The organism is Pseudomonadales bacterium (assembly GCA_024234165.1).
In the GTDB taxonomy this organism is placed as follows: domain Bacteria; phylum Pseudomonadota; class Gammaproteobacteria; order Pseudomonadales; family UBA5518; genus UBA5518.
In genome coordinates this window covers 365331-386128 of record JACKOP010000004.1, presented here as the reverse complement: position 1 = coordinate 386128, position 20798 = coordinate 365331, and the positions used below count along the sequence as shown (strand labels likewise).

General features: G+C 64.3%; 16 protein-coding genes and 2 tRNA genes. 9 read left to right on the top strand and 9 right to left on the bottom strand.

The window, feature by feature from the left end:
- The first annotated feature begins 264 nt into the window (after window positions 1-264).
- From H7A12_14600 to pnp, 9 genes are all read left to right on the top strand, one after another.
- Window positions 265-349, top strand: a tRNA-Leu gene (locus H7A12_14600).
- Window positions 350-476: 127 nt separating this feature from the next.
- Window positions 477-553: transfer RNA gene (locus tag H7A12_14595), tRNA-Met, on the top strand.
- Window positions 554-755: 202 nt separating this feature from the next.
- Window positions 756-1217 carry a ribosome maturation factor RimP gene (gene rimP / locus H7A12_14590; GenBank protein MCP5322028.1) on the top strand — a complete coding sequence of 154 codons (462 nt, stop codon included), beginning with the start codon at window positions 756-758 and terminating at the stop codon, window positions 1215-1217.
- Between the two features lie 40 nt (window positions 1218-1257).
- On the top strand, window positions 1258-2748 hold the full coding sequence (gene nusA / locus H7A12_14585; protein ID MCP5322027.1) for a transcription termination/antitermination protein NusA: 1491 nt from the start codon (window positions 1258-1260) through the stop codon (window positions 2746-2748).
- 53 nt (window positions 2749-2801) lie between these two features.
- Window positions 2802-5636, top strand: a complete 2835-nt coding sequence (infB, locus tag H7A12_14580) for a translation initiation factor IF-2 (protein ID MCP5322026.1) — start codon at window positions 2802-2804, stop codon at window positions 5634-5636.
- Window positions 5637-5657: 21 nt separating this feature from the next.
- Window positions 5658-6056: a 30S ribosome-binding factor RbfA gene (gene rbfA / locus H7A12_14575; GenBank protein ID MCP5322025.1), complete on the top strand. Its 399-nt coding sequence runs from the start codon at window positions 5658-5660 to the stop codon at window positions 6054-6056.
- Window positions 6057-6980 (top strand): tRNA pseudouridine(55) synthase TruB, encoded by a 924-nt coding sequence (gene truB, locus H7A12_14570; protein MCP5322024.1) that lies wholly within the window; start codon window positions 6057-6059, stop codon window positions 6978-6980.
- A 148-nt stretch (window positions 6981-7128) separates the two neighbouring features.
- A complete protein-coding gene (rpsO, locus tag H7A12_14565; protein ID MCP5322023.1) occupies window positions 7129-7398 on the top strand; it encodes a 30S ribosomal protein S15 in 270 nt (89 codons plus the stop codon).
- Window positions 7399-7467: 69 nt separating this feature from the next.
- A complete protein-coding gene (pnp, locus tag H7A12_14560; protein ID MCP5322022.1) occupies window positions 7468-9573 on the top strand; it encodes a polyribonucleotide nucleotidyltransferase in 2106 nt (701 codons plus the stop codon).
- Window positions 9574-9676: 103 nt separating this feature from the next.
- Here pnp and acs read toward each other — a convergent pair whose 3' ends face one another.
- From acs to H7A12_14515, 9 genes are all read right to left on the bottom strand, one after another.
- On the bottom strand, window positions 9677-11614 hold the full coding sequence (acs, locus tag H7A12_14555; protein MCP5322021.1) for an acetate--CoA ligase: 1938 nt from the start codon (window positions 11612-11614) through the stop codon (window positions 9677-9679).
- A gap of 58 nt (window positions 11615-11672) precedes the next feature.
- On the bottom strand, window positions 11673-12527 hold the full coding sequence (locus H7A12_14550) for a pantoate--beta-alanine ligase (protein ID MCP5322020.1): 855 nt from the start codon (window positions 12525-12527) through the stop codon (window positions 11673-11675).
- Window positions 12528-12554: 27 nt separating this feature from the next.
- A complete protein-coding gene (gene panB, locus H7A12_14545) occupies window positions 12555-13346 on the bottom strand; it encodes a 3-methyl-2-oxobutanoate hydroxymethyltransferase (GenBank protein MCP5322019.1) in 792 nt (263 codons plus the stop codon).
- Between the two features lie 14 nt (window positions 13347-13360).
- The gene (locus H7A12_14540) at window positions 13361-14032 is read right to left on the bottom strand and encodes a deoxynucleoside kinase (protein MCP5322018.1); all 672 of its coding nucleotides are present in this window, start codon (window positions 14030-14032) and stop codon (window positions 13361-13363) included.
- A complete protein-coding gene (gene folK / locus H7A12_14535) occupies window positions 14025-14537 on the bottom strand; it encodes a 2-amino-4-hydroxy-6-hydroxymethyldihydropteridine diphosphokinase (GenBank protein MCP5322017.1) in 513 nt (170 codons plus the stop codon). The genes H7A12_14540 and folK overlap by 8 nt, the downstream gene beginning before the upstream one ends.
- Complete coding sequence (pcnB, locus tag H7A12_14530; protein ID MCP5322016.1) at window positions 14527-15864, bottom strand: polynucleotide adenylyltransferase PcnB; 1338 nt, start codon at window positions 15862-15864, stop codon at window positions 14527-14529. Before pcnB ends, folK begins: the two co-directional genes overlap by 11 nt.
- Window positions 15865-16211: 347 nt before the next feature.
- On the bottom strand, window positions 16212-17603 hold the full coding sequence (locus H7A12_14525) for a sigma-54-dependent Fis family transcriptional regulator (GenBank protein ID MCP5322015.1): 1392 nt from the start codon (window positions 17601-17603) through the stop codon (window positions 16212-16214).
- Between the two features lie 45 nt (window positions 17604-17648).
- On the bottom strand, window positions 17649-20609 hold the full coding sequence (locus tag H7A12_14520) for a PAS domain-containing protein (GenBank protein ID MCP5322014.1): 2961 nt from the start codon (window positions 20607-20609) through the stop codon (window positions 17649-17651).
- On the bottom strand, window positions 20599-20775 hold the full coding sequence (locus H7A12_14515) for a hypothetical protein (protein MCP5322013.1): 177 nt from the start codon (window positions 20773-20775) through the stop codon (window positions 20599-20601). Before H7A12_14515 ends, H7A12_14520 begins: the two co-directional genes overlap by 11 nt.
- Window positions 20776-20798: the final 23 nt, after the last annotated feature.

Genomic DNA, 20798 nt, shown 5'->3' with positions numbered 1-20798 from the left:
GTGCGGTCGGGTTGCAACCCGACATGTGGGTCGGATTTCAATCCGACGAATGCCGCATAGCCCTGTCGGCATGAATGCCGACCTACGCGAATTCGTCGGCATGAATGCCGACCTACGGGTGGTGTAGGTCGGGCTTCAGCCCGACAGATGACGTAGGTCGGGCTTCAGCCCGACAGGTGTTGCAGGTCGGGTTTCAACCCGACAGGTGTTGTAGGTCGGGTTTCAACCCGACAGATCACGCGAACGGGGAGCGACAGGATTCACGCCCAAGTGGTGGAATTGGTAGACACGCTATCTTGAGGGGGTAGTGGCGTAAGCCGTGCCGGTTCAAGTCCGGCCTTGGGCACCATCCTGACGTTCGTGCAGCAGTGATGCGGAAATGTGTGGATTGCCGGAATTTCCGGGCTTGACCCCGGAACGACGGCTTCAATATACTTGCGCTCCTTTTGAGGGAGCCGGCAAGTCCGGTTTGTAGATGCGGGGTGGAGCAGTCTGGTAGCTCGTCGGGCTCATAACCCGAAGGTCGTTGGTTCAAATCCGGCCCCCGCTACCAAATCAGAGTCCTGGTGTCGTGACGGTTCGTCCGTTGCGGCGGCGGGTTTCGGAAAAGCCCCCTTGTGGGGCTTTTTGTTAGGTGATTTGCCGATGCCATGAGGCGGTCCCTGCGGCGATGAAACCGTAGAGCCGGGACGGGCAGTCGGTATCAGGGAAGTGGGCCGTGTGCCCATTTTCTGTTTCTGGAGCAGGAAAAATTCGTGTCGACACAGGTCGAGGAATTGCACGAGTTGCTGGCACCGGTGATCGAGGCACTCGGCTACGAGCTGTGGGGCGTGGAGCTGGTTGCGCGTGGTCGCCACTCGCTGCTGCGTATCTATATCGACAGCGAAAACGGCATCACGGTCGATGATTGCGCCCTGGTCAGCCAGCACGCGAGCGGAGCGCTCGATGTCGCGGATCCGATTCCTGGTGCCTACACGCTCGAGGTGTCGTCACCGGGTTGGGACCGACCGCTGTTCACGCCTGCGCAGTATCGGGCTTATGTCGGCGAGCGGGTGAAACTGCGTCTGGCGCACACGGTGCAAGGGCAGCGCAACTGTACCGGGACCCTGCTGGCGGCCGACGACGAGAAGGTGGAAGTCGGAGTTTCGGAAGAGGTGCGTCTGGCGGTGCCGTATGCGGCGATCCGCAAGGCGCACCTGGTGGTCGACGGCGAGTGAGACGACGCGTGCTCGCTCGGGTGTGTATCGGGAGAGACGGATGAGCAAGGAAATCCTGCAGGTAGCCGAAGCGGTCTCCAACGAGAAGGGAGTTTCGCCCGGGATCATCTTCGAGGCGATCGAACTCGCGCTCGCGACGGCTACCAAGAAGCGCTACGACGAGGAATCGGATATTCGTGTCGTGATCGACCGGCATACCGGCGACTACCAGACCTGGCGCAGCTGGAAGGTCGTCGGTGACGAGGTGCTCGCTGCGCTGGGCACCGAATTCACGCTGGAGGAGGCACACGAAAAGGATCCTGCGCTGCAGGCCGGTGATGTCTGGGAAGAGCAGGTCGAGAATGTCGAGTTCGGCCGTATCGCCGCGCAGACCGCCAAGCAGGTGATCGTGCAGAAGGTGCGCGAGGCCGAGCGTGCACAGATCGTCGACCAGTATCGTGATCGTGTCGGTGAACTGATTGCGGGCAGCGTGAAGAAGGTGACGCGCGATGCGGTGATCATCGATCTCGGCAGCAGCGCCGAGGGCTTGCTGTCACGCGATCATCTGGTCGGACGTGAAACATTTCGTGTCGGCGACCGGATTCGTGCGGTGCTGAGTGCCATCAACCCGGAGTTGCGTGGTCCGCAGCTCGTGATGAGCCGTACCTGCCCCGAGATGCTGATCGAGCTGTTTCGTATCGAGGTGCCCGAGATCAGCGAACAGGTGATCGAGATCCGCGCTGCCGCACGCGACCCCGGTGCCCGCGCGAAGATCGCCGTGAAGACCAACGACGGGCGCATCGACCCGATCGGTGCCTGCGTGGGTATCCGCGGTTCGCGCGTACAGGCGGTGTCGAACGAGCTCGACGGCGAACGTGTTGACATCGTGCTGTGGGACGACAACCCGGCGCAGCTCGTGATCAACGCGATGGCGCCGGCCGAGGTCGAGTCGATCGTCGTCGACGAGGACACCACCACCATGGATGTGGCGGTTGCCGAGGACAACCTCGCGCAGGCGATCGGCCGTGGCGGGCAGAATGTGCGTCTCGCCAGCCAGCTCACCGGCTGGAACATCAATGTGATGAGCCTCGAGGACGCGCAGGTCAAGCAGGAGCAGGAGGCCGGCGCGACGATCGAGCGCTTCAAGAAGGCGCTGGACGTCGACGAAGACGTGGCCTTCGTGCTGGTGGAGGAGGGATTCACGTCGCTCGAGGAAATCGCCTACGTTCCGCTCGAGGAGATGATGGCGATCGAGGGTTTCGACAGGGATACCGCCGAGGAATTGCGTGCCCGGGCCAAGGATGCCCTGCTCACGCAGGCGATCGCCTCCGAGGAGCGTCTCGATGCGGCAGAGCCTGCCGAAGATCTGCTGGAAATGGAAGGCATGGACCGGCACACCGCGTTCCAGCTTGCCAGCCACGGCATCGTCACGATGGAAGATCTCGCCGAGCAGGGCGTCGACGATCTGCTCGAGATCGAAGGAATGGATGCCGAGCGTGCGGCAAGGCTGATCATGACCGCACGCGCACCGTGGTTCGAATCGATGGAATGAGCGGGCGACCTTTGGCCAGGTCCGGTACCGGGTCGTAGCAGGAGAGTAGTTTGATGGCTGAAGTAACCGTTGCGGAGCTCGCGAAGTCGGTGAACGTCACTGTGGAGCACCTGCTGCAGCAAATGAAGGAAGCTGGGCTCGTGCACAGCAATGCCGAGCAGGTGGTTTCGGACGAGGACAAGCACACGCTGTTGTCGCATCTGCGCATCGCGCACGGCGAAGACAACGAAACGTCGAAGCGCATCACGCTGAAGCGTCGCACGATCACCAAGCTGAAGACTTCGGCGGGCACCGGCGGCCGGCGCACGGTCAACGTCGAGATTCGCAAGAAGCGCACCTACATCAAGCGCGATGCCGACGAGGGTGTCGAGCCGGTCGTCGCGGAAGAGGACGAGACCTTCGCGGACGAGCTTCTGCAGGCAGACGCGGTGCTCGTCGAGGAAGCGGTCGCGCCTGAACCGGACATGCTGCCGGAAGTGGTGGAGCCGGAACCTGTCGACGCAGTGGAAGTGGTCGAGGCGGTCGAAGCCGTGGTCGTCGAAGAGCTGCCACTCGCCACCAGTGGCGAGCCGGCAGAGGCGCCGCTGGCCGAGACACCTGCGGTAGCCGTCGCGGAAGCCCCGCGTCGCGAAGACAAGCGGATGATCGATCCCGAGCTGCTGCGTCAGGCGGCAGCGGCGCGACGCAAGGAAAAGGAAGCCGAGGAGCGAGCCCGCAAGGAAGCACTGGCGCTTGCGCGCAAGCAGAAGGAAGAGGAAGAAGCACGCAAGCGTGCCGAGCCGCAGCCGACGGCGCGGCCGGAAGGCGCCGCTGCGCGCCCTGCGGCGCCGGCGACGCCACGTGCTCCGCGTCCTGGTGGCGGTGGTGGCGGTGCTGGTGCGGCAGCTGCAAAGCCTCCGGCACGTGGTGCGCGCCGGCGTGACGACAGTGGTGAGGCCGAGAAGCCACGGAAGAAGAATGCGCGCGGCAACTCATGGGAGCGCGAAGCGCTGCTGCGCCCGACGGCCATTCCGATGTCGGAGTCCGAATACGAGGCAGCCGAGGCGGCTGCACTGCGTCGCGAGCGCAAGAGCCGGGAGCTGAAGCCCGCGCACGCGGAGCACCTGAAACACGGCTTCGAGCTGCCCACGGACAAGATGGTGTACGAAGTTGCATTGCCGGAATCCATCACGGTCGGCGAACTGGCACAGAAGATGTCGGTGAAATCCACCGCCGTCATCAAGGAGCTGATGAAGCTCGGTGTGATGGCGACGATCAACCAGGCGCTCGACCAGGAGACGGCGACGCTGGTAGTGGAGGAAATGGGCCATACGGTACGTCTGTTGCGCGAGGACGCTTTCGAGGAAGACCTGGAGAAGGCGACCGGTGTCGAAGGAACGCCGGAGCCGCGCGCACCGGTGGTGACCGTGATGGGTCACGTCGACCACGGCAAGACCTCGCTGCTGGACTACATCCGCGAGACGCGCGTCGCACACGGCGAAGCCGGCGGCATCACGCAGCATATCGGTGCATACCACGTCGAAACCGCCCACGGCATGGTCACGTTCCTCGACACGCCCGGTCACGCGGCATTTACCGCGATGCGGGCGCGCGGCGCGCAGAGCACCGATATCGTGGTGCTGGTGGTTGCGGCCGATGACGGGGTGATGCCGCAGACCGAGGAAGCGATCCAGCATGCGCGTGCAGCGAACGTGCCGCTGGTGGTTGCGATCAACAAGATGGACAAGTCGTCGGCTGATCCCGAGCGTGTGCGCAGCGAACTGTCGCAGCACGGCGTGATCTCCGAAAAATGGGGCGGCGATACGCAGTTTGCGGAAGTCTCGGCGCACACCGGCCAGGGCATCGACGAGCTGCTCGATGCGATCCTGTTGCAGGCCGAGGTGCTCGAGCTGACGGCGCCGCGTGACGTTCCCGCGCAGGGTCTGGTGATCGAATCGCGCCTGGACAAGGGACGCGGTTCGGTGGCCTCGCTGCTGGTGCAGCGCGGTGTGCTGAAGTCGGGCCAGATCGTGCTCGCCGGTACGCAGTTTGGTCGTGTGCGTGCGATGCTCGACGAAACCGGTCACACGATCGAACACGCGGGACCATCGATTCCGGTGGAGATCCTCGGGCTGGACGGCACGCCGGATGCCGGCGATTCGTTCATCGTGCTCGAGAGTGAACGGCAGGCGCGCGAGATCGCACAGCAACGCGAGATGAAGCGTCGCCAGTCCAAGCTGGCCCATCGCCAGGCGCCGCGGCTCGACACGATGTTTGCCGACATGGCAAAGGAAGCGAAGACGCTCAACGTCATGGTCAAGGCCGACGTGCGGGGTTCGCTCGAGGCGATCCAGTCCTCGTTGGCAGAGCTCGGCAACGAGGAAGTGCGGGTGAACGTGGTGGCCGGTGCGGTGGGAGGAATCACCGAGACGGACGTGAATCTCGCGATCACGACCAGCGCAGTGCTCTTCGGCTTCAACGTGCGGGCAGACGTTGCAGCGCGCCGTCTGGCCGAGCGCGAAGGTGTGGATCTGCGCTACTACGGTGTGATCTACGACCTGATCGACGACGTGAAAAAGGCGCTTGGGGGCATGCTCAGCCCCGAGATGCGCGAGGAAATCCTCGGCATCGCGGAGGTGCGCGATACGTTCCGTTCGCCGAAATTCGGTACGGTTGCCGGCTGCATGGTCGTCGAGGGAACGGTGTACCGCCACAAGCCGATCCGTGTGCTGCGCGACAACATAGTGATCTACGAGGGCGAGCTGGAGTCGTTGCGTCGCTTCAAGGAAGACGTCGCAGACGTGCGCCACGGGTTCGAGTGCGGTATCGGCGTGCGCAACTACAACGACGTGCGCGTAGGCGACAAGATCGAGGTCTACAGCGTGCGCGAGATTGCCCGCACGCTGTGACGGCGGCGGGAGGGGGTGTCGATGGCGCGCGAATTCGGTCGTACGCAGCGGGTTGCCGACTATCTGCGCCAGGAACTGGCGCGCCTGCTGCAGCGTGAGATCCGCGATCCACGCATCGGCATGGCCAGCGTGAACGAGGTCGAGGTGAGTCGCGACCTCGCGCATGCGACGGTGTTCGTCACCTTCATGGGGCTGGATTCGGCCCAGGAGGCGCTCGAATCACTGGAGGTGCTGAATCGCGCGGCGGGCTTCCTGCGCAGCCAGATCGCGCACGATGCACGCATGCGCACGGTGCCGCGGCTCCGCTTCGTCTACGACTCCGGTGTCGTGCGCGGGAGGCTGATGTCGGACCTGATCGAGCGTGCGGTGGCGGACGATCGCGAGCGCCACGCGCACGATGATGGCGATGAGGGCCACTGATTGAAAAAGCGCAGCAACGCGCGGCGGGTCGACGGCATTCTGGTGCTCGACAAGCCGGCGGGAATGACTTCGAACGCAGCGCTGCAGCGTGTGAAGGGAATCTACTTCGCCCGCAAGGCGGGGCATACGGGCAGCCTCGATCCGCTGGCGACCGGCGTGTTGCCGCTGTGCTTCGGTGAAGCGACGAAGTGGTCGCAGTTCCTGCTCGATTCGGACAAGGAATACGTGGCGACACTGTGCCTGGGAGTCACCACCGATACCGGTGACGCCGACGGGGCAGTGCTCGCCGAGCGCAGCGCTGCGGTGGTGGATGAGGCCGCACTCGATGCGGTGCTCGCGCGCTTTCGCGGCGACATCGAGCAGGTGCCGCCGATGTACTCTGCGCTGAAACGTGGTGGTGTGCCGCTGTACGAGCTCGCGCGCAAGGGCGAGACCGTGGAGCGTGAAGCGCGACGTATCACGATCCATGCGCTGGAGCGCCTGGAATTTCGTGCGGGTGAGCGTGCTGAGCTGCGCCTGCGCGTGCTGGCAAGCAAGGGCACCTACGTGCGCGTGCTTGCGGAGGACATCGGTGTTGCGCTCGGCTGCGGCGCGCACGTGGCGATGTTGCGCCGCAGTCAGGCCGGGCCGTTCCGGGACGCGGATGCAATCACGCTGGAGTGCCTGGAGGCGTTGCGCGCCGAACGTGCATTCGAGGAGCTCGACCGCCTGCTGCTGCCTGCAGAGCGTGCGTTGGCACACCTGCCCGAGGTGCGGCTCGCGGAAGCGAGCTGCTTCTATCTTGCGCAGGGCCAGTCCGTGATGGCGTCACGGTTGCCGGCGCCAGGACTGGTGCGTATCGCGAGCGAGGACGGGAAGTTCAGGGGCGTGGGCGAGGTGCGCGACGACCGCTGCATCGCTCCGCGCAGGATGGGCGCCACGTAATACGCGTGGCGTACGGGAATGGCTGTCGCCGCAAGGCCTGCGGAGGACGGCGGTGGTGGGCGATCCGGCTGCAAATATGCGCGGCCCGGATTCCGTTTGCGGCGGCACGTTGCCGCCATGGCATATTGATCATCAAGAGGACCGGAAAATGGCACTGTCTGCAGAAGAGAAGGCGACTATCGTCAAGGACCATCAGCTCAAGGAGGGCGATACGGGTTCGCCGGAGGTACAGGTTGCGCTGCTGAGCGCGAACATCGACAAGCTCCAGGGGCATTTCGGCGAGCACAAGAAGGACCATCACTCGCGCCGTGGCTTGATCCGCATGGTCAACCAGCGACGCAACCTGCTCGACTACCTGAAGCGCAAGGACCCGCAGCGCTACGCTGCACTGATCGGTCGGCTCGGCCTGCGCCGCTGATCGATCGTCGCGACATCGCATGAACATTCAACGGCCGGCGGATGCCGGTCGACTGTGGAGGATTTTTTTGTGAAACCTGTAAGAAAAACATTCAAGTACGGTGAGCACACCGTCACGCTGGAGACTGGCCGCATTGCGCGCCAGGCCACCGGCGCGGTGCTCGTCACCATGGACCAGGTCACGGTGCTGGCCACCGTGGTCGGTGACAGGAACCCCAGGGCCGACCAGGGATTCTTCCCGCTGTCGGTGCACTACGTCGAGAAGACCTTTGCAGCCGGCAAGATCCCGGGCGGGTTCTTCAAGCGTGAAGGACGTCTGTCGGAGAAGGAAACGCTGACCTCACGGCTGATCGATCGTCCGATTCGCCCGCTGTTCCCGGCCGGCTTCCGCAACGAGGTGCAGGTGCTGTGCACCGTGCTTTCGACCTGCCGGACCACGGACCCCGATATCGCTGCGATGATCGGAACCTCGGCTGCGCTGGCCGTTTCAGGAATTCCGTTCGACGGACCGATCGGTGCCGCACGCGTCGGCTTCACGACGGAGAAAGGCTACCTGCTGAACCCGAACTACGCAGCGATGCGTGAATCCGCACTCGACATGGTTGTCGCGGGCACGGCGGAAGCGGTGCTGATGGTCGAGTCCGAGGCGCAGGAGCTGACCGAGGACCAGATGCTGGGTGCGGTGTTGTTCGCTCACCAGGAAATGCAGGTCGTGATCAAGGCGATCCAGGAACTGGCTGCCGAGGCGGGCAAGCCACGCTGGGAGTGGACGCCCGCAGTGGAGAACGGTGAACTGGCCGAGCTGTTGCGCGAACGTTTCGCACACGACATCGGCGAGGCCTACCGGATCATCGAGAAGCAGACGCGCTACGCTCGTGTTGGCGAGCTGCGCGATGCTGCCGTTGCAGCGCTGGCGAGCGAGAGCATCCCGGCAGAGACGGTCGCTGCTGCGTTCGGCAAGCTGGAGAAGAAGATCGTTCGCGAGCGCATCGTGAACGGCAAGCCACGCATCGACGGCCGTGACCTGAAGACGGTGCGTCCGATCGTGTCCGAGGTTGGTTTCCTGCCGCGCGTGCATGGCTCGGCGTTGTTCACCCGCGGCGAGACACAGGCGATCGTGGTTGCCACGCTCGGTACCCAGCGTGATGCGCAGATCATCGATGCGCTGCACGGTGAGTACAAGGACGCGTTCATGCTGCACTACAACTTCCCGCCGTACTCGGTGGGCGAGTGCGGGCGTATCGGCGCACCGGGCCGACGCGAGATCGGTCACGGACGCCTCGCGCGTCGTGGTGTGGCGGCGATGCTGCCGTCGGTCGATGATTTTCCGTACAGCATCCGCGTGGTCTCCGAGATCACGGAGTCGAACGGCTCGAGCTCGATGGCGACCGTCTGTGGCGCCAGCCTGGCGATGATGGACGCCGGCATTCCGTTGAAGGCGCCGGTGGCCGGTATCGCGATGGGTCTGGTCAAGGAAGGCAACAAGTTCGCGGTGATCACCGATATCCTCGGTGACGAGGACCATCTCGGCGACATGGACTTCAAGGTGGCCGGTTCCGCCGAGGGCGTGACCGCGCTGCAGATGGACATCAAGATCCAGGGCATCACGGAAGAGATCATGGAGGCCGCGCTGGAGCAGGCGCGCCACGCACGCCTGCACATCCTTGGCGAAATGAGCCGTGCCATCTCGAAGTCGCGCGACAGCGTTTCGGACAACGCACCGCAGATGGTCATGATCCGCATCGATACCGACAAGATCCGCGACGTGATCGGCAAGGGTGGCGCGACGATCCGCGGCATCACGGACGAGACCGGCGCCTCGATCGACATCTCCGACGACGGAACGGTGCGCATCTACGGCGAGAACGCCGCTTCGCGTGACGCCGCACTCGAGCGCGTGCAGACGATCACGGCCGAAGCGAAGATCGGCGAGGTGTACACCGGAACCGTGGCGCGCATCGTCGATTTTGGCGCGTTCGTCACGATTCTGCCCGGCAAGGATGGTCTGGTGCACATTTCGCAGATCGCCAATCGCCGCATCGAGAACGTGAGCGATGTGCTGCAGGAAGGCCAGGAGGTGCGCGTCAAGGTGCTGGACGTGGACCCGCGCGGTCGCATCAAGCTGAGCATGAAGGAAGTCGACGACAACGGCGACGAGGCCGGTTCCGTCGACTGATCTCCGCAGGCTGCACCCCGCGCGGCGACGCCTTCATATCAGGCGGCGTACGCCGCAGGGGTGCCGTCGTTCCAGCCCGATACGGTCGGGGCAGTGCCGCGCCCTACGGCTGGTGGCGATGCGCTATCAGTTCCTGTACCACCGTCGGGTCGGTCAGAGTGGTGGTGTCACCGAGCGAATCGAGCTCGTTGGCTGCCACCTTGCGCAGGATGCGACGCATGATCTTGCCCGAGCGCGTCTTCGGCAGACCGGGTGCCCACTGGATCACGTCGGGGCGTGCGATGGCGCCGATCTGCTGACTGACCAGTTCGAGCAGTTCGCGTCGCAGCGCATCGTCCGGCTCCACGTCGTGCATCGGCGTGACGTAGGCGTAGATTCCCTGTCCCTTGATGTCGTGCGGGAAACCGACGACTGCAGCCTCGGCCACCGCCGGGTGCAGCACCAGCGCGCTTTCGATTTCTGCCGTGCCGAGCCGGTGTCCCGAAACGTTGATCACGTCATCGACACGCCCGGTGATCCAGTAGTAGCCATCGGCATCGCGACGCGCGCCGTCGCCGCTGAAGTAGTAGCCGGGATAGGTGCGCAGATAGGTCGTCAGCATGCGCTCATGGTCACCGTACACCGTACGGATCTGTGCTGGCCACGAACGCCCGATCACCAGGTTGCCGCTGCCTTCGCCCTCGATGACGTGGCCCTCGGCGTCGATCAGCGCCGGTACCACGCCGAAGAACGGCAGCGTCGCCGAGCCCGGCTTGAGCGCGGTGGCACCTGGCAGTGGCGAGATCATGATCGCGCCGGTTTCCGTCTGCCACCAGGTGTCGATCACCGGACAGCGACCATCACCGACGACGCGGTGATACCACTCCCACGCCTCGGGGTTGATTGGTTCACCCACCGAACCCAGCAGCCGCAGGCTGGCACGTGAGGTCTTGCGTACGTGGTCGTCGCCAAGGCCCATCAGCGCGCGGATGGCGGTCGGCGCCGTGTAGAAGATGTCGACCTGGTATTTGTCGATGATTTCCCAGCAGCGCGCCGGCGTCGGCCAGGTGGGCACTCCCTCGAACATCAGCGTGGTGGCTGCGTTCGTGAGTGGGCCGTAGACGATATACGAGTGTCCGGTGACCCAGCCGACGTCGGCCGTGCACCAGTAGATGTCGCCGTCGCGGTAATCGAAGACGTAGCGATGCGTCATCGCGGTTTGCAGCAGGTAGCCCGCCGTGGTGTGCAACACCCCTTTCGGCTTGCCGGTCGATCCCGATGTATACAGGATGAACAGCGGATCCTCGGCGTCCATCCACTCGGGAGGGCACTGCGGCGAGGCCGCTTCGACCAGATCCAGATACCACACATCGCGTGGTGCCTGCCACGCGATCTCGCCGCCCGTGTGCCGCACGACGAGGCAGGTGTGCACGCCGGGGCAGTCGGCGAGTGCGGTGTCGGCGTTGGCCTTCAACGGGATACGCTTGCCGCCACGCAGGCCCTCGTCGGCAGTGATCAGCACATGGCAGTCGGTGTCGAGGATGCGATCCCGCAGTGACCCGGGCGAAAATCCGCCGAAGACCACCGAATGCACGGCGCCGATGCGTGCGCAGGCGAGCATCGCGTAGGCGGCTTCCGGAATCATCGGCAGGTAGATGCAGACGCGGTCACCCCGGCGCACGCCGCGCGCCTTCAGCGCATTCGCGAGCCGGCACACGCGCTCGTGCAGTTCACGGTACGTGATGCGTGCATCGCGTCCCGGCGAGTCGCCTTCCCACAGGATCGCGGTACGCTCGCCGTGTGTGGCGAGATGACGATCGATGCAGTTATAGGCGACGTTGAGCCGCGCTCCCTCGAACCAGGATGTTTCGCCGCGCGCCAGGTCGCCGCGATACACATGATCCCAGCGTCGTTCCCAGCTCAGGAACTCCTCGGCATGGCGTGCCCAGAATGTGTCGGGGTCACGCAGCGATTCTTCGTAGAGGCGCCGGTACGCGGCTTCATCGATGAAGGTACGGTCCCGTGCGGCGGGCAGGACGGGGTAGATCTTGTCGGTTGTCATGCGTACTCCGTTATCGATATTGCGCACCGCACGACCGCCGGGTACTGGCAGGCCCCGCTCAGCTCGCGATGCGGATGGTCACGTTGTCGATCAGCCGGGTGCGGCCCAGCCAGGCTGCAGCGAGGATCGCGAGATCGCGATCCTCGGGACCGGCGGGTTCCAGCGTCTTCGCGGCGCGCACCGAGAAATAGTCCGGACGCATGCCAGCCTCCAGCAGCCCGAGATGCGCGCGTGCCTCGAGCAATGCGTAATCGCGCTCGCCGGCGGCGATCGCCTCGCGCACGGTGAGCAGTCTGCGATACAGCGCCGGTGCGATAGCGCGTTCGCGCGCATTCAGGTAGCCGTTGCGCGAGCTGAGCGCGAGCCCGTCGTCGGCGCGTGCCACCGGAGCCTCGATGATTTCGATCGGGAGGCAGAGGTCCTGCACCATGCGCCTGACGACAGCGAGCTGCTGGAAATCCTTGATGCCGAACACGGCCTTGTCGGGCTGCACGATATTGAACAGCTTGGTCACGATCGTCGTGACACCGGTGAAGTGTCCTGGCCGCGTCGCGCCACAGAGGATGTCCGTCATCGTCGGGACCGTGACCGTCGTCTGCTGCTCGATGCCGTTCGGGTATACCTCGGCATCGCTCGGGCAGAACAGCGCGTCGGCGCCAACGCTGCGCAGCTTTTCGACGTCGGCGTCGAGCGTGCGCGGATAGAGCGCGTAATCTTCGTTCCTGCCGAACTGCAGCTGGTTCACGAAGATGCTGACGACGACCCGCTTGCCGTGTCTTGCACCGAGTTCGACCAGCTGCAGGTGGCCGTCGTGGAGGTTGCCGAGCGTGGGCACGAACACGACGATTTCGCCCGAGCGGCGCCACTCGCCGACCGCGCCGCGGATCTCGGCAAAAGTCCTGCAAATCAGCATGGTGATGTCTCCGTGCCGTGGCGCCCTTCAGTCGAATCCATGTTCCGGGCGCGGAAAACTGCCGTCACGGACTGCGGCAGCGTAGGCGGCGAACGCGCCGGCGATGTCACGGCCGTCGGTCATGAAGTTCTGCACGAAGCGTGGCGCACGAGGGTTCATGCCGAGCATGTCGTGCATGACCAGCACCTGCGCATCGGTGGCGGCACCGGCGCCGATTCCGATCACCGGGATGCTCACCGTACGGGTGATTTCCACGGCCAGTGCGCGTGGCACGCATTCGAGCACCAGCAGTGCTGCGCCAGCGTCCGCCAGCGTGCGTGCGTCGTCGGCGATACGCTGCGCCGCAGCCGGATCGCGACCCTGCACCACGAAGCCGCCGAAACTGTTCACCGATTGCGGCGTCAGCCCCAGGTGCGCGCACACCGGCACGCCACGCTCTGCAAGCAGGTTCACGGTTGCAGCGAGCCACGCGCCACCCTCGAGCTTGACCACCTGTGCGCCGGCCTGCATCAGCGCAGTCGCGCTGTGCATTGCCTGCTCCGGCGTTGCATAGCTCATGAACGGCATGTCTCCGATCACCAGCGCAGGCGCTGCGCCGCGTGCAACACAGCGGGTGTGATAGGCCATATCCTCGATGGTGACAGGGATCGTGCTGGAGTGTCCCTGCAACACCATGCCGAGCGAATCGCCGACCAGGATGGTCTCGATGCCGGCCTGGGCAGCCGTGCGCGCGAAGCTTGCGTCGTAGGCGGTGACACAGCAGAAGCGCTGGCCATCACGCTTCATAGCCTGCAATGTCCGGATCGTGACTCCCTTCATTTCCTGCGTCCCGCTCAGAAGAAGGTGGGATTGAAATACTGTCTGCCGGCGCGGACATTCAACAGGTAATCGACGAGCTCGGTATAGTGGTTTTCGTCATTTGCGAAGTCAATAGTTGCCGCGTTGACGATAAGCAGCGGTGCTTCGTCGTAGTAATGAAAGAACTGGCTGTACGCTTCATTCAACTGTTCGAGGTAGCGGCGTTCGATCAGTTGCTCGCTCGGAACGCCGCGACGCTGGATGCGTTCGACGAGCACGTCGGTGGGTGCCTGCAGGTAAATCACCAGGTCAGGTCGCGGGATGCTCGGCACCAGGCGCTCGAACACGGTCTCGTAGAGTGCGTATTCGTCGGCACCGAGGTTCACGCGCGCGAACATGCGATCCTTTTCGATCAGGTAGTCGCTCACCCGTGCGTTCTGGAACAGGTCCGACTGGCGTATCGTGTCGAGCTGGCGTGCACGCTGGATCAGGAAATGGAGCTGCGTTGCGAGTGCGTTGCGAGCGCGGTCGCGATAGAAGCTCTCCAGGAAGGGATTCTCCTGCGCCTGTTCGAGCATCGCTGCGTGCCCGAAGCTCTCGGCCAGCCGGCGCGCAAGCGTGGTCTTGCCGGCACCGATTGGACCTTCGACTGCGATGAATCGAGGCGCCACGGGGCGTGCGAGAGATGCACTGGTGCGGTTAGTCATCGAGTTGTTCCAGGTTGGCGAACACCGCAAGCAGGCCTGCATCATCGAGTCGCTCGCGCAGTGTGGCGACGGCCGTACCGTCCGGCAGGCGCAATCCGGGCGCTATGTCGAACAGGGGGAATACCACGAAGTTGCGCTCGGTGAGCCGAGCGTGAGGCAGCACGAGTTCGCTGTCGGCTAGCACCAGCGAGTCGAACAGCAGCAGATCGAGGTCGAGTGTACGCGGCCCCCAGCGTTGATCACGTACGCGACCCGCTGCACGCTCGACGCGCTGCAACTCGGCCAGTAACGGGTGCGGCGCAAGTGCGGTGTGCAGTTCGACCACGCCGTTGATGTAACTGGGCTGATCGCCAGGGCCTACTGCCCTGCTGCGGTACCAGGGACTCACCGCGACGAGGCGACTGCCGGGAAGAGCGGTGAGTGCGGCGAGTGCGGCACGCAGATTCGATCGGATGTCACCGAGGTTTGCCCCCAGTGCGATCCATGCGCGATGTTCAGTCACCATCCGCACGGTTGCGTCCAGGGGGGCGCCGCCGCCGGCGCCGTCGTTGGCTCGTGGGCGTGGTGCTGACGCTTTCGCCATTCTGGAACCGGGTCCACCAGTCGCCGGCGCCGTCGAGCTGTTCGCCGGCCTGCTCGCGCAGCAGCACGAAGTCATAGGCGGCACGGAAGCGTGGATGCACGGCGAGTTTCTGCGGCGAACGGCGCGCGAGCAGGCGCTGCTGCAGCTCCCAGATCTCGCGCATCGGCGTCGAGAATCGGCGCGGAATCACCGTGCGACGGCATTGCGTGACGATCACCTCGGGCGCTGCTTCTCCGATCGCGGCCAGCGCGGGCAACTGCGCGCGCTTCATGAGTGATTCCACGCGCCTGGCGAGCGCAGGCCACAGCATTGCCGCGTAAAGGAACGCGGGCGTCACCGGCTTGCCCAGCGCGATCCGCTCGTCACTGTTGCGCAGCGCGTGCAGGATCAACGAGCGCCACTCGGGCACTGCCGCCAGCGCACGCGCCGTTTCCGGAAATATGGGTGCGAACAGCCCGAGTTCGTCGAGTACGGTGAATGTGTCCTCGCCGCGTCCGGTGAGCAGCAGCTTGAGCACTTCGTCGAACAGGCGTGCCGCTGGTATCTGGTCGAGCAGATCACGGCAGCGTCCAATCGCTGCCAGTGCGCCGGTGTCGATAGTGAAGCCGAGCTTTGCTGCAAAACGCGCTGCGCGAAGCATCCGTACCGGGTCTTCCTGGAAGCGCGTCACCGGATCGCCGATGACGCGCAGCACGCGGGCTTCGAGGTCGGCTACGCCGCTGCTGAAGTCGAGCACGGTGTCGCTGTCAGGATCGTAGTAGAGACCATTGACCGTGAAATCGCGTCGTAATGCGTCTTCCTCGACCGTGCCGAACACGTTGTCGCGCAGCAACATTCCCGATTCGGCGTAAGCGGCGGCGTTCTCCGGCAGCTCTTCTTCATCATCGGCATCGAAGTCGGCGCCGTGGTGACCGCGGAAGGTCGACACCTCGATGACATCGCGGCCGGAGCGCACGTGCACGATCTGGAAACGTCGCCCGACGATACGCGAGCGGCGGAATACGCTGCGGATCTCGTCCGGGTGTGCGCTGGTGGAAACGTCGAAGTCCTTCGGCTCGTATCCGAGCAGCAGGTCACGCACGCAGCCGCCGACGAGATAAGCCTCGTACCCGGCATCGCGCAGTTCACGATACACCCACAGTGCCTGCGCAGGGATCGACTGCGGCGGGATGCGGTGTTCACCGGAGCCATAGCGGCGACAGCGCGATGCGGCGATCGTCCGCAGAGACTCGTCTGGGGCCTGATTCAACGGCGTGTTCTTTCCTGGCGAAACGAAGCGGGGCGCGAGTGTAGCACAGGGGTGTGCCGGGGCTTGGGCGAGAGCATGAAGCGGGAATCTTGCCGGATCCCAAAAACAGCAACGGGGAAGTTGCCTTCCCCGCACAGGTCTCAACCCGATTAGTATTATTTTGTATCGTTGTTGTTATGGCTCCAGTTAATCATCGACTCGTGGGTACGACAAGAAGTTTTTTCAACCCCCTGTTGGGTTGAGAACAATGGTAACAGCCGGTGTCGGCGAAGCCTGCAGGCGCGTTACCGTTGTGCCGATCACGCCATGTGATTTCAGGTGCGAACGTCCGGGGCAGCGCTCCATGCTCAGCCCGAATGTTGTGCCGTCTCCTCTTCGTCGCTGCTGCCCTTGCGTCGCCGGATGCCGAAACGCTGGCGTCGCTCCCACAGGCACTTGCGGCTGACGCCGAGTTTGCGGGCGAGTTCGGTCTCGCTCATGTGATTCTGGTGTTGCAGCACGAAACGCTGGAAATACTCTTCCAGCGACAGGCCTTCCTGCGGATCATCCGTGCGGGCAGCCGGGGCGGCGATGGTGATGTCTGCGTTCGTGGCCGGTGCTCTGCGCGACGCTTCGAGTGCCAGTGCGACTTCGCCTATTTCATCATCGTCGCCGAGAATCACGGCGCGCTCGATGGCGTTCTCCAGCTCACGTACATTGCCTGGCCAGTCGTATGCGGCAATTGCCCGCAGTGCGTCGCACGTGAAGCGCATCGTGGTGCGCTCGTGGCGCCGGCAGGCGTCCTCCAGCAGATAGTTGGCGATCGCGATCACGTCGTCGCCCCGTTCGCGCAGCGGTGGCAGCGTCAGCTCGACGACGTTGATGCGGTAATACAGGTCGTCACGGAAACACCCTTCTGCGCACAGTTCGCGCAGGTTGCGCTGCGTCGAGCACAGGATGCGCACATCGACGACGCGCGTTCCCGGCAGCCCGCCGCCATGGATCTCTCCGCTCTGGATGAAGCGCAACAGGCGTGCCTGCGCAGCGACCCGCAGTTCGCCGATCTCATCCAGATACAGCGTGCCGCCATTGGCTGCTTCGATCACACCACACGATGTGCGATCGCTGCCGAACAGTTCGGACTCGATCAATGCTTCCGGGATTGCTGCGCAGTTCACCGTGATCAGCGGTTGCGCAGCGCGCTTGCTCGCACGATGGATCGCACGCGCGACGAGTTCCTTGCCGGTGCCGGTTTCGCCCTGGATCAGCACCGGCGTCGAGGTCGGCGCAACCCGGCGAATCCGTTCGAGCACCGCGCACATCGCCGGGCACGAACCGATCATGGATTCGGTGAGCGCTGGCATGGTGGTGGCTGACACGGCGTCGCGTTGCGGTGCTTGCTGCGCGCTGGCGCGTTCGCGCAGGATGCGCTTGATGGTCGCGATCAGATCGTTGTGATCGAAGGGCTTGGCAATGTAGTCGACGGCGCCCTGGCGCATCGCATCGACCGCCGAGCGCAGGCTGGCATAACTGGTCATGATCAACACCGGAACATCGCCCGCGCGACGGATCAGTTCCGTGCCCGGAGCACCAGGAAGGCGCAGGTCGCTGATGATCAGGCTGAAACGGTCGAGGCTAAAGCCCTCTTCGGCCTCCTTGACCGAGCCCGCCTCGAAAACCTGGTATCGGTTGCGTTCCAGCAACCGTCTGAGCGCCGTACGGATCACCGTTTCGTCTTCGACGACGAGTATGTCAGCCACTGCTACTGCCTCGTGGATCGCGACATCTGGAGCGAGAACATAGCGTCAACGTGCAGGGATTTCCAGTCCCGGCCGCGATACGGTCGCACTCGGGAGGCGAATCTCGGCGCGTGTCCCGCGTTGCGTTGTCGCATCGACAGGACTCTGCAACGCCACCGTGCCGCCCATGTCGCGCACAATCGAATACACCAGCGACAACCCGAGCCCGGTTCCCTCGCCCGGTGATTTGGTGGTGTAGAAAGGTTCGAAGACCTGCGCAAGCTGTGCGGGCGGAATTCCGCAGCCGTCGTCGGTCACCGTGATGAGCATGGTCTCGCCCTGGTGCAGCGCGTTCACGCGGATCTCTCCGTCGATCGCGCTGGCCGCACGTGCATTGCTCAGCAGGTTGATGAAAACCTGCAGCAGACGCTGACCGTCGCCGCGTACGCAATTCGCAGGCGGACACAGGTTCAGAAAGCGTACCTGGCGAGCGCTGTGGTCGAGTCCGAGCAGGTAAATGGCCTCATCCACGCACTGCGCTACTGCCACCGCTACCGGTTCGGGTGCGCGATTGGCGCCCGTATGGGCAAAGCCTACCAGCGCGTGGACGATATTGCTGATGCGCTGGGTCTGCTCGAGGATCATGCGCGCCGATTCGCGTTCACCTTCGATCGAGCTCTCTGCCAACAGGTTCTGCGCGAGAAAATCGATACCGGTGACGGGATTGCCGATCTCGTGTGCGACGCCGGCCGCGAGGCGCCCGATCGAGGCCAGGCGCTCGGTATGCAGCAGTTCATCCTGCAGGCGCTGCGTTTCGGTAGCGTCTTCGAGCAGGATGAAGCGTGCGTCCCCGGCGTGCCCTCCGCCGGGTGCCGTGGCTGCAGTCTTGTGCAACGACAGGCAGAGCCGGTTGTTGCGCGTGGTCACGCGGTGCTGGTGGAGGTGCGGTTCCCCCGATTCGAGAAAGCCGGCCAGCAGCGCGCCCCAGGGGTCAGGCAGGCCCTCGAGCGTCGAGCCGAGCACCGCGCGAGCGTCGATCCCCGTGATTCGCTGCAGTGCCGCGTTCCACATCACGATCTCGCCACGTGTGTTGGTTCCGCAGACGCCGATCGGCAGTTCGTAGAGTGTGTCGCGGTAGAAGCGGCGCAGTGCGTCGAGGTCGGCGGTGAAGCCGGTGAGGTGACGCTGGTATCCCTCGAGACGCGACTCGACCAGGGCCAGGTCTCCCGTCGAATCGCTGTCTTCCTGCGCGTAAGGAGCCCCACGGTTGATCAGCTCCATCGCCACTTCGACGCCCAGCAGTCGCGAGAGGTTGGCCTCGATCCGCTCACGCAGGCGTCGCATCGCGTAAGGCCGCGCCTCGTCGGTGGCGTAACCGAGATCACGCAGTGCGCGCTCGACTTCACGCCGGGCACGCTCGGCGCCCAGTGCAGGACCCAGTCCGGCGATGAAGTCCGCGGGTGAGCGTGCCAGCAGTCGGTGGCGTGCCGCACTGCTCAGGTTGTCCAGGCTGCAACTCACGGCAGCCTCGTGCTCTTCTCTGCTTTGCGTGCTGACCCGCGACAGCACGAACAGCAGCGCTGCATTGATCGCCACGCTGTTTACCGTTGCGGCTGCCCACGGGTTGCCGTCGATTGCAAACGGCAGCAGCGCGTGGATAGCCCCGAGGGTCGAGTCGGGTGCCGGATCGAGCAGTGTCAGCAGCCAGACCGCGTAGCCAGCAGCCAGCCCGCCGAGCAGTCCGATGCGATTCGCGCGCGGCCAGTACAGCAGCGCCAGCAGGCCGGGGAAGAACTGGCACGCAGCGACGAAGGCACTGAAGCCGAGCGTCTCGACGATGCCTTCGTCGGGCAGGCGTGCAGAGATCAGGTAGGCCGCGAAAATCAGCACGGCGATCAGCACCGAGCGTGCTCGCGTCAGTCGGCGGTACGGGTCGATGCGCTTGCCTGGACGATAAAAGGGAAGGACGAGGTTGTTCAGTGTCGCAGAGGCGAGTGCCAGTGTGCTGACCACGATCATCGAGGTTGCGGCGGAGATGCACGCGATGAATGTCAGCAAGTCAACGGCCGCATTGTCGGTCTGGGCTCCGATTGCGATGAATTCGAAGGAGCCGACACGGCCGAGGCGCATCTCCGCCCACAGCAGCGGCAGCACCGGCAGTGACAGCAGCAACAGATACACCGGGAAGCCCCAGCTCGCGCGTGCCACCGCGCGTGGGCTGGGGTTTTCGTACAGTGCCAGATGAAACAACTCCGGCAGGCCAACGATCGCAGCGAAAAACGTGAGCGTCATCATGTGCGATGAGGTCGAACGCATGCTGGCGTGCAACGAATCGACGAGTTCCGGGTGTGCCTGCAGCCACGCGGACAGGCCTGCGCCGCCACCGTGCACCTGCATCAGCGCGAAGAGGCCGAGTGCGAGGAAGCAGCCGAGTTTCACCAGCGACTCGAACGCCATGGCGACCACGAGCCCGTTGTGGCGCTCCTTCTCCGAAATCGGGCGAGCACCGAAGAGTATGGCGAAGACGGCGATTGCTCCGGCGACAGCCATCCCGAGCCGTGCAGACGGTGCTCCCGTGATGCTTGTGCCGAACATTCGCGCAACGAGTCCGGACACGAGCTTGATCTGTACTATCAGCAGCGGCATGGCAGCGACCAGCAGGCCGATCGTTGCGATTGCGCCGACGTGCGCTCCGCGGTAACGAAACGCGAGCAGATCGGCGAGGGAGGGGAGCTGGAAGCGCCGGCAGATCCGCCACAGCGGCATCAGCAATAGCGGCGCAAACAGGAACAGCATGCCGGTTCCGGCGAAATAGCCGAGGTAGCCGTAGCCGAAATGCGCTGCCAGGCTGATGCTGCCGAAGAGCGGCCACGCGCCGGCGACGACGCCCAGGGACAGCGTATAGACCAACGGGTGGGAGGCGATCGATTCGGGCAGCAGGCCGCGGTCGGTCGCCCAGGCGATCGTGAACAGTAGCGATAGATAGCCGATGCCAACGAGGGTCAGGGTGGCGTAGTCAAGCGTCATCGCCTCGCCCCCGGTACAGCGTGATGCCGGATATCGCGATCACGATCGCCCAGATGATATGCGGCCGGTACCACTGCGTGCCGCCAGCCACGACCCAGTCGGTCATGGTCGGCATGAACACATACAGCAGCACCAGAACCAGCAGCAGGATCCTGTTCAGATACATGGAAGATCGCCGGATCGGGTCGG